This is a genomic window from Bacillus cereus group sp. Bce019, from assembly GCF_051781745.1.
In the GTDB taxonomy this organism is placed as follows: Bacteria; Bacillota; Bacilli; order Bacillales; family Bacillaceae_G; genus Bacillus_A; species Bacillus_A cereus.
Window position 1 is genome coordinate 20,476 of sequence record NZ_JBPWJX010000032.1, and the last position, 9,000, is coordinate 29,475.

Below are 9,000 nucleotides of genomic sequence, written 5' to 3' on the forward strand. Positions count from 1 at the left end.
TTCAGCGGAAGTAAAGAAGTTAGGTGGGGGCTGATTAAAGTTTCACTTTATTGCGCGGAAAAAGCGATAATTTCTTCATAAACATGTTCAGGCTTTTCTTCAGGTAGTAAATGTCCTGTGTTTTCGTAAGAAATAAATTTTGAATTCGGTAAATCTTTGTGTAGACGATGACCTACATGTACAGGGACGACGCGATCTTTTTCACCCCAAATGAGTAGGATAGGTGTTTCGATTTTTTGTAATTCAGTTGGGGATAAGTCACCTTCACGATCTCGTATCATACGAGTTAAAGCTGGGAATATACGGTTGTCATAAAAAGGAGCGGAGTAACCTTCCTTCATTTCATCGTCAATTAATGAATGATCATGAACGACATTCATTAAGTTATGAACAATGCCACGCCTTATAATCCAGTTCTTTACGTATAAATGAAAGAACGGTAAATAAGAAGAGTACAGTAAAGGTAAAGTTGCGCGTGCTAAATAACTCGAGCTACATAGTAAAATCGTCTTTGAAATGAGTTCAGGACGTATACGGTTTACATAAAGAGAAATTTGTCCACCCATAGAATGCCCAACTAACACAATGTTTGAGAGAGATAGATGTTCAATTAAATCAATAATAATCGTTGCTAAATTGTGATAAGAATATTTAAACAGATGAGACTTATCACTTTTTCCGAACGGTGGTAAATCAAGAGCAATGACTGTTCCTGCTTTCGATAGTAAAGGAATGAGACGACGGTAACTGAATGAGGAAGATAAAAAGCCGTGAACGAGTACGAAAGTAGGGCGTTCTGTTTTATTATCATGTTCATACAATTCGTAATGAACAGTAGTGCCGCGAGTGGAAAAAGTGAAATAAGGACAAGTATATTTATGATTCATTTTTTGTCACTCCATTGATTTTTGTTCATATCATCTCCAAGGAAGAAAAAAATATGTTAACAAAAAAAGGCAAGATGACGATGTCATCTTGCCTTTCGTTTATTCAGTATTACCCGCGCACAATATTAGGCGGTGTTTTTCCTTGTAACCCTGCAACTAAATTTTCAGCGGCGGTCATAGCCATTTGCTGACGAGTTTTTAATGTTGCAGATCCGATGTGCGGTAAAGTCACAACATTTTGTAATGATAAGAGTGGATTATCTTTTTGAATTGGCTCTTGTGTAAAAGTATCGATGCCTGCTGCAAAGATTTTCTTTTCTGTTAAAGCATGGATTAACGCTTCTTCATCTACTGTTTTCCCCCGAGAAGCATTAATGAAGATTGCTGTTTCTTTCATTAATGAAAATTCCTTTTCTCCGATAAGGTGATATGTTTCATCTGTTAATGGAGTAAGAAGAACAATAAAGTCAGACTGCTTCAGTAGCGTCTGTAAATCACAATATGTAGCATCGAATTTTTGTTCAGCTTCTTCTTTACGACGGCGGTTATAGTAAAGAACATTCATATCAAATCCGAATTTTGCTCGTTTTGCAACGGCTTCTCCAATTCGGCCCATACCGATAATACCAATTGTGCTATGGTGTATATCTAGTCCGAAGTGTTCTTTTCCGATTTCAGCGTTCCATTCACCATTTTTTACGTAAGAATCGAGTTCGCAAACGCGGCGCCCAGCTGATAGCATAAGGGCGAAAACGAGATCAGCTACTGTATCATCTAATACGTATGGTGTATTCGTTCCGATAACCTTTCGATTTTTCATCGCTTGTAAATCAAAATTATCGTAACCAACAGAAATATTGCTCACTACTTTTAAGTTAGGAGCCACTGTCAGTAATTCTTCATTAATAGCAGATCCGAAATTTAATAACCCATCTTTATCTTGTATTTTCTCTAATAGAACATCACGAGGTACTTTCTCATTTTGATCCCATTTTTCGTAATCACAGTGTTCTGATAAATAGTTTTCTACAAATGTCGGAACTGGTTCAGCAATATAAATTTTTGGTTTCACGGTTCCATCCCCTTTCGCTTTATCACGCATTTTTCCGCTGATTAAAGTTTCACTTTATTTTGACATAATTCAATAGAAAAATCTTCTTTTCAAACTGGAAAGGGTATTTGTATAATTTAGACACAAACGAAAAGGAAGGATGATTTATATGGTGACAGAAAAAGAATTAGAATTATTAGCTTGTCTTGAAAAGAGTAGTCGATTATCTGTAGATACATTAGCGAAGCTGTTAAATATAGAAGTAGAAGAAGTAAAGAAGATGGTTGCGAGATTAGAAAATGAAAAGATTATTGTGGATTATGTAACACATATCGATTGGACGAAAGTGAAAGAACATACAGGTTTAACGGCAATGATTGATGTGAAAGTTACGCCAAAGCACGGCGTTGGGTTTGATGCGGTTGCTGAGCAAATTTATCGTTATTCAGAAGTGAAATCCGTTTATTTAATGTCAGGGACATATGATCTTTCTATTACATTAGAAGGGAAAACGATGGGGGAAGTAGCGATGTTTGTTTCTGAGAAATTAGCAACAATTGAATCTGTCGTTTCTACAACTACTCATTTCATTTTGAAGAAGTATAAACATGAGGGCGTTATTTATGAAAAAGACGATGATGATAAGCGAATTGTGGTGACACCATGAAGCAATTTGAACTATCTAGATCAGCAGAATCTTTAAAACCATCTGGTATTCGAAAATTTTTTGATTTAGCAGCAAATATGAAAGGTGTTATTTCCCTCGGGGTAGGAGAGCCGGATTTTGTTACCCCTTGGAATGTAAGGCAAGCATGTATTCGTTCTTTGGAACAAGGGTATACGTCATATACAGCAAATGCAGGATTATTGGAGCTCCGTCAAGAAATAGCAAAGTATCTAAAAAAACAATTTGCAGTATCTTATGATCCAAGTGATGAAATCATTGTTACAGTTGGAGCGAGCCAGGCGTTAGATGTAGCGATGCGTGCCATTATAAATCCTGATGATGAAGTGCTCATTGTTGAACCAAGCTTCGTTTCTTATGCACCACTTGTGACATTAGCTGGAGGAGTTCCGGTTCCTGTGGCGACTACTTTAGAAAACGAGTTTAAAGTACTACCAGAACAAATTGAAGCAGCTATTACAGCGAAAACAAAGGCGATTTTGCTTTGTTCACCAAATAACCCGACAGGTGCAATGCTAAATAAATCCGAGCTTGAAGAAATAGCAGTGATTGTTGAGAAGTACAATCTAATTGTATTATCTGATGAAATTTATGCAGAACTTGTATACGACGAAGCATATACAAGTTTCGCGAGTATTAAAAATATGCGCGAGCATACGATTTTAATTTCAGGATTTTCAAAAGGATTTGCGATGACAGGATGGCGTCTCGGTATGATTGCAGCTCCTGTTCAGTTTTCAGAATTGATGCTCAAAATTCACCAATACTCCATGATGTGTGCACCGACGATGTCTCAGTTCGCAGCACTTGAGGCGTTACGTGCGGGGAATGATGAAGTAATTCGGATGAGAGATAGTTATAAGAAGCGTCGTAATTTTATGACGACATCTTTCAATGAAATGGGCTTAACGTGTCATGTGCCGGGCGGAGCATTTTATGTTTTCCCTTCTATATCTTCAACAGGATTATCTTCAGCGGAATTTGCAGAACAGTTATTGCTGGAAGAAAAAGTAGCTGTTGTCCCTGGTAGCGTATTTGGCGAAAGTGGTGAAGGGTTTATTCGTTGTTCTTATGCGACGTCGCTTGAACAACTTATGGAAGCAATGAAGAGAATGGAACGGTTTGTTGAAAATAAAAAAAGGACAAAACGTAATACGTTTTGTCCATAAAAGGGGGGGAATACTAGAAAGCCATGTGTTAGTAGTCTATCCCAATATTGGAGAATTATACTTCTTTAAGGGGAATTTTTCATGAATTTTGAATGAGTTCTGTCATAGTGGTATAATTTACTAATATAAGGTATGCGCATTCTAGATATTGTTATCTAGAATGCGTACTAACCAATCGGATATTTAAAATAAATATATCTGCTTTGCTCTCTATAATTGTAGAGAGAATGGTAAACGTATGGGAGTGTTTCATATGTCAGAACAATATACAACAGGAGTGGTTGTAACAGGGAAAGTGACTGGAATTCAAGATTACGGTGCGTTTGTAGCTTTAGATGCAGAAACACAAGGACTTGTGCATATATCTGAAATTACAAATGGATATGTAAAGGATATTCATGACTTTTTGAAGGTCGGCGATACAGTAGAAGTAAAGGTACTTTCAGTTGATGAAGAGCACAGAAAAATGAGTTTATCGTTAAAAGCGGCGAAAAGAAAACAAGGAAGGATTCTTATACCGAACCCATCTGAAAACGGATTTAATACGCTGCGAGAAAAGTTGGCAGAATGGATTGAAGAGTCAGAGTTAACAAAGTAAAAGAGGAACGCATATGAGCGTTCCTCTTTTACTTTATCTTATGATATATATTTGCAAATATGATTGCATGCAATCATATTCGTATGTCGGAGGTGAAAGGACATACTGATTATCGAATTCCGTTTGTTTCTGGGTGCTTACCAAGATTTTCAGATGGTTTAAACAGTAGACCAAGGTTGATAAGCCCAGATATACCAACGATGCCGTAAATAATACGTGCAAGAGCTGAATTTTGTCCACCGAAAATGGCTGCTACTAAGTCAAACTGGAAAAATCCGATTAGTCCCCAGTTCACAGCGCCAATTACGGTAAAGACTAATGCAATACGTTGTAAAGTACTCATGAAAAAGCCCCCCTTAATTGTGAAGCATGAGCAAGCGATGAGTTAATTAACTCTTTTATAGAATGGGGTAGTTATGTTGTTTTTATACATAAAAAATGTTTGAAAGAGGATGTATATACATCTATACCGAAAAATGCGAATTTTTATGCAAAAAATGAACATTTTCTAAAAAATATATATTGGTTACGTTTACAATTGCCTAATCGCTTGATTTACAACTTCAGTTTCGCTAAAGTGAATACAGAAATACATATCCATAATTGGAGGGAAAAAGATGAGTACACATGTAACGTTCGACTATTCTAAAGCGTTATCCTTCATCGGTGAACATGAAATCACTTATTTACGTGATGCAGTGAAAGTAACACATCACGCAATCCACGAAAAAACTGGAGCTGGGAACGATTTCCTTGGGTGGGTAGACCTTCCGCTTCAATATGACAAAGAAGAATTCGCTCGCATTCAAAAATGCGCAGAAAAAATTAAAAATGACTCTGACATTTTACTTGTTGTAGGTATTGGTGGTTCTTACCTAGGAGCACGCGCAGCAATCGAAATGTTAAACCATTCTTTCTACAACACGCTTTCTAAAGAACAACGTAAAACTCCACAAGTGCTATTTGTTGGACAAAACATTAGCTCCACTTACATGAAAGATTTAATGGACGTATTAGAAGGTAAAGACTTCTCTATTAACGTTATTTCCAAATCAGGTACAACAACAGAGCCAGCACTAGCATTCCGTATCTTCCGTAAGTTATTAGAAGAAAAATATGGAAAAGAAGAAGCGCGCAAACGTATTTATGCAACGACAGATAAAGCGCGTGGCGCATTAAAAACATTAGCTGATAACGAAGGTTACGAAACATTTGTTATTCCAGATGATGTTGGAGGACGTTTCTCTGTATTAACGCCAGTTGGTTTATTACCAATCGCAGTAAGTGGCTTAAATATTGAAGAGATGATGAAAGGTGCAGCTGCTGGTCGTGAGGACTTCGGTACATCAGAACTAGAAGAAAACCCAGCTTACCAATATGCAGTAGTTCGTAATGCTTTATACAATAAAGGAAAAACAATTGAAATGCTTGTTAACTATGAGCCAGCACTTCAATACTTCGCTGAGTGGTGGAAACAGTTATTTGGTGAAAGTGAAGGAAAAGATCAAAAAGGTATTTTCCCATCTTCAGCAAACTTCTCAACTGACTTACACTCATTAGGTCAATATGTTCAAGAAGGTCGTCGTGACTTATTTGAAACAGTTCTAAAAGTAGGTAAACCTACACATGAACTAACAATCGAATCAGAAGAAAACGATTTAGATGGATTAAACTACCTTGCTGGTGAAACTGTAGACTTCGTAAACACGAAAGCATACGAAGGTACATTACTTGCACATAGCGATGGCGGAGTACCAAACTTAATCGTAAATATTCCTGAATTAAATGAGTATACATTCGGTTACCTTGTATACTTCTTCGAAAAAGCATGTGCGATGAGCGGCTACTTATTAGGCGTAAATCCATTTGACCAACCGGGAGTAGAAGCATACAAGAAAAACATGTTTGCTTTACTTGGTAAACCAGGATTTGAAGAATTAAAAGCAGAATTAGAAGAGCGTTTAAAATAATAAAAAGCGGCCGGAATCCGGCCGCTTTTTATTATTTCATCGAAAAGTCCATCAGTATATTCAAACTAGAGTGGGTATGCTAAAGAAAAAGTCTAGGAGGGATGGACTTGATTCCGATTCAATCAAATTTAGAAGGACGTACATATGCGTTATATAAGTTAGAAGAGATTATGAAACCACTTGGATATAGTATTGGTGGTAATTGGGATTATGATAAAGGATGCTTTGATTATAAAATCGATGAAGAAGATGGCTATCAATTTTTACGAGTGCCATTTACAGCGGTTGATGGAGAACTAGATGTACCAGGCGTAATAGTTCGTCTTGGAACGCCGTATATTCTTTCGCACATATATCAAGACGAACTAGATGATCATGTAAATACTTTAACCGCTGGAACGAGTGGGATGGATCAATTTGCTGAGCCGAAAGATCCAGATGGAGATGTGAAAAGAAAATATATCAATATTGGGAAAGTGCTTATGCAAGAACTAGAAAAACATTTTACTAATGGTGAATAACAATGAGTATGTCGCTTTCGATAAGAATGAAGGTATGGACTGGGTTAATCATATATTGATCGTCGCGCTTTATACCTAGCAAGAGAATGTTTTGCTTTAAAAGAGTATAGCTGCAATTTGCAAAAGTTTGTCCGGTGCAGGACATGGGAAGCTGCATCAGTTGTAATTTATTATCAGAGATCTCATCGTAAAGTGAAAATAGTACACCTGAAATAGAAGGGAATAAAAGAGAAGCGGTAAATACATAGCTCGTTAATTTATTTCCTTCTATAATTTCTGACGCGCCAGCTCTCGTTGCATTTTGTATTTGTTCAGAAGTAAGAAGTTCAGCGATGCAATGAATGTTTGGATTAAGTCCTTTTGCAGTTAAAATATTTAAGATGGACTCTGTATCAGCTAAGCTTTCGTTTTTTTCTTTATCTGCTGTTATTAATATGGTGTGTGCCGTTGCAATATTAGCCTTTAATAAAGTTTGATCGTGATGCGGACAACCTTTTATAAATTCTAAATGATGGAATGGTTTTGGGAGTAAAGAAAGTGTTTCATCAATTAAAACGATATCAAGGTTTGGTTGTAATACGTGCATTTGTTTTACAACATGTTTTGCCCGTTCGTTCCAGCCGACAATAATCATATGACCGTTAGAAGTCGCGGCTTCTTCTCCTTTAACTTTCATATATTGTTTATTAATCATATCAGTGGCGAATAGAACCATATAATAAGAACAAAAACCAGTTCCAAATAAAATAATACCCATACCGATAAGTTTGCCGATTAGTGTATGCGGGGCAAAGTCACCATAGCCAACAGTGAAAATTGTAACGATTGACCACCAAATTCCATCAAACCATGTGGTAAAGTGAGATGGTTCTAATCTATGTATAAGAAAGCCGGAAAAAGCGGTAAGTATAATAATAAAACAAATTAAACGAAAAATAATGGAATCACGAAATGCATCTACTAATTTTGGACGGGATTTCAATTGCCAATTCCTCCTTATTTTGCAGGACTACATTCATTGTTACCATTATAGAAAAAAGAAAAACTCTCTAATTAAAGAGAGTTTGTTTTACGTTACATACTTTCAACTTCAGTTTGTTGGACACTTTCAAGATGCTGGAGAGCATAGTAAACATCAGCAGTATGTCTTTTTTGATCAATGGACAGTTTAAGATGTAAATAGTGAGAACCGTTTTCTAATGTTTTAAGCTTCATATTCTTAACTTTTATATCCATTTCTTTTATTTCTTCAATTACGATTGGGATATTGTCCATATTTCGTACAACAAGTTTCACAGCGATATCACGTTGACGAAATGATCTAGGGCCTACATATTTCATCGCGAGTGGTATAAGTTCGACACTAATCATAAGGAAACACATTCCGAATATCGCTTCAATATAGAATCCGGCCCCAACAGCAATACCAATACCAGAAGCACCCCAGATCATAGCGGCAGTCGTGAGCCCTGCAATGCTATCGTTGCCTCTTCTTAAAATTACGCCAGCACCTAAAAAACCAATTCCTGATACAATTTGAGCGGCAAGTCGAAGTGGATCCATATTCATATGATCGGTATGTGGTAAGTTATAAGCTGCTTTAATAGAAACAATCGTTAGGAGGCAACTAATAATAGAAATAACTAAACACGTTTTTAAACCAAGTGGTTTCCGTTTTAATTCACGTTCTAAACCAATGGCAAATCCTAAAATAGCCGAGAGACCTAGTTTGATTAATAAATCGGTATAGTCCATATATATTCCTCCTTGTATGATATGCTATATGAATAAAACGCTTATTATAGAAAGAAACGTCTTTTGATAGAGTAACTTTATATAAAATATATGTAGGAATTGCTCATACATGAAAGAGATATTTCGTTTAAGTATATGATATAAAAAAAGAAATGTGGGCAGTTTTAAAAAAAGTTTATAAAAGGTGTTGCATTTCATTTTTCACTATGATATATTAATAACCGTCGCTGATGCGGAAACGCAGAAAACGACAAAAAAGAAATTGAAAAACTTAGTTGACATCGAAAAACGAAGATGTTAACATAAGGAAGTCGCAAATGAGCGACCAAGTAGTTCTTTGAAAACTGAACGAAACAAACAACGT

At 36.3% G+C, this 9,000-nt stretch carries 10 protein-coding genes; 5 read left to right on the forward strand and 5 right to left on the reverse strand.

Going from position 1 to position 9,000, the window contains the following annotated elements:
* Positions 1-47: 47 nt before the first annotated feature.
* Both ACS2QP_RS26130 and ACS2QP_RS26135 read right to left on the reverse strand, forming a co-directional pair.
* Complete coding sequence (locus ACS2QP_RS26130) at positions 48-887, reverse strand: alpha/beta fold hydrolase (RefSeq protein WP_103621979.1); 840 nt, start codon at positions 885-887, stop codon at positions 48-50.
* A gap of 109 nt (positions 888-996) precedes the next feature.
* Positions 997-1,989, reverse strand: coding sequence for a 2-hydroxyacid dehydrogenase (locus tag ACS2QP_RS26135; RefSeq protein ID WP_153582698.1), 993 nt, complete (start codon positions 1,987-1,989; stop codon positions 997-999).
* A 118-nt stretch (positions 1,990-2,107) separates the two neighbouring features.
* On the opposite strand from ACS2QP_RS26135, the gene ACS2QP_RS26140 reads away from it, so the two are divergent.
* The 3 genes from ACS2QP_RS26140 to yugI all read left to right on the forward strand — a co-directional run bounded on the left by ACS2QP_RS26140 (position 2,108) and on the right by yugI (position 4,390).
* Positions 2,108-2,605: an Lrp/AsnC family transcriptional regulator gene (locus ACS2QP_RS26140; RefSeq protein ID WP_000255696.1), complete on the forward strand. Its 498-nt coding sequence runs from the start codon at positions 2,108-2,110 to the stop codon at positions 2,603-2,605.
* Positions 2,602-3,792: an aminotransferase gene (locus ACS2QP_RS26145; protein WP_063537880.1), complete on the forward strand. Its 1,191-nt coding sequence runs from the start codon at positions 2,602-2,604 to the stop codon at positions 3,790-3,792. Before ACS2QP_RS26140 ends, ACS2QP_RS26145 begins: the two co-directional genes overlap by 4 nt.
* Before the next feature lie 253 nt (positions 3,793-4,045).
* Positions 4,046-4,390, forward strand: coding sequence for a S1 domain-containing post-transcriptional regulator GSP13 (yugI, locus tag ACS2QP_RS26150; protein WP_000003771.1), 345 nt, complete (start codon positions 4,046-4,048; stop codon positions 4,388-4,390).
* A 109-nt stretch (positions 4,391-4,499) separates the two neighbouring features.
* On the opposite strand, the gene ACS2QP_RS26155 is transcribed toward yugI, so the two are convergent.
* A complete protein-coding gene (locus tag ACS2QP_RS26155; RefSeq protein WP_153582696.1) occupies positions 4,500-4,733 on the reverse strand; it encodes a DUF378 domain-containing protein in 234 nt (77 codons plus the stop codon).
* A 274-nt stretch (positions 4,734-5,007) separates the two neighbouring features.
* On the opposite strand from ACS2QP_RS26155, the gene ACS2QP_RS26160 reads away from it, so the two are divergent.
* A complete protein-coding gene (locus tag ACS2QP_RS26160; RefSeq protein WP_000103660.1) occupies positions 5,008-6,360 on the forward strand; it encodes a glucose-6-phosphate isomerase in 1,353 nt (450 codons plus the stop codon).
* A gap of 107 nt (positions 6,361-6,467) precedes the next feature.
* Positions 6,468-6,881, forward strand: a complete 414-nt coding sequence (locus tag ACS2QP_RS26165) for a YugN-like family protein (protein ID WP_153579919.1) — start codon at positions 6,468-6,470, stop codon at positions 6,879-6,881.
* On the opposite strand, the gene ACS2QP_RS26170 is transcribed toward ACS2QP_RS26165, so the two are convergent.
* Positions 6,868-7,863, reverse strand: coding sequence for a potassium channel family protein (locus ACS2QP_RS26170; protein WP_332285450.1), 996 nt, complete (start codon positions 7,861-7,863; stop codon positions 6,868-6,870). The genes ACS2QP_RS26165 and ACS2QP_RS26170 overlap by 14 nt on opposite strands.
* A gap of 92 nt (positions 7,864-7,955) precedes the next feature.
* Positions 7,956-8,636 (reverse strand): MgtC/SapB family protein, encoded by a 681-nt coding sequence (locus tag ACS2QP_RS26175; protein ID WP_000386676.1) that lies wholly within the window; start codon positions 8,634-8,636, stop codon positions 7,956-7,958.
* Positions 8,637-9,000 lie beyond the last annotated feature (364 nt).

Coding starts and splice junctions, on each gene's coding strand:
- ACS2QP_RS26155 (WP_153582696.1), bottom strand. CDS start 4,733: ATGAGTACTTTACAACGTATTGCATTAGTCTTTACCGTAATTGGCGCT.
- ACS2QP_RS26145 (WP_063537880.1), top strand. CDS start 2,602: ATGAAGCAATTTGAACTATCTAGATCAGCAGAATCTTTAAAACCATCT.
- ACS2QP_RS26140 (WP_000255696.1), top strand. CDS start 2,108: ATGGTGACAGAAAAAGAATTAGAATTATTAGCTTGTCTTGAAAAGAGT.
- yugI (WP_000003771.1), top strand. CDS start 4,046: ATGTCAGAACAATATACAACAGGAGTGGTTGTAACAGGGAAAGTGACT.
- ACS2QP_RS26160 (WP_000103660.1), top strand. CDS start 5,008: ATGAGTACACATGTAACGTTCGACTATTCTAAAGCGTTATCCTTCATC.
- ACS2QP_RS26135 (WP_153582698.1), bottom strand. CDS start 1,989: ATGCGTGATAAAGCGAAAGGGGATGGAACCGTGAAACCAAAAATTTAT.
- ACS2QP_RS26130 (WP_103621979.1), bottom strand. CDS start 887: ATGAATCATAAATATACTTGTCCTTATTTCACTTTTTCCACTCGCGGC.
- ACS2QP_RS26175 (WP_000386676.1), bottom strand. CDS start 8,636: ATGGACTATACCGATTTATTAATCAAACTAGGTCTCTCGGCTATTTTA.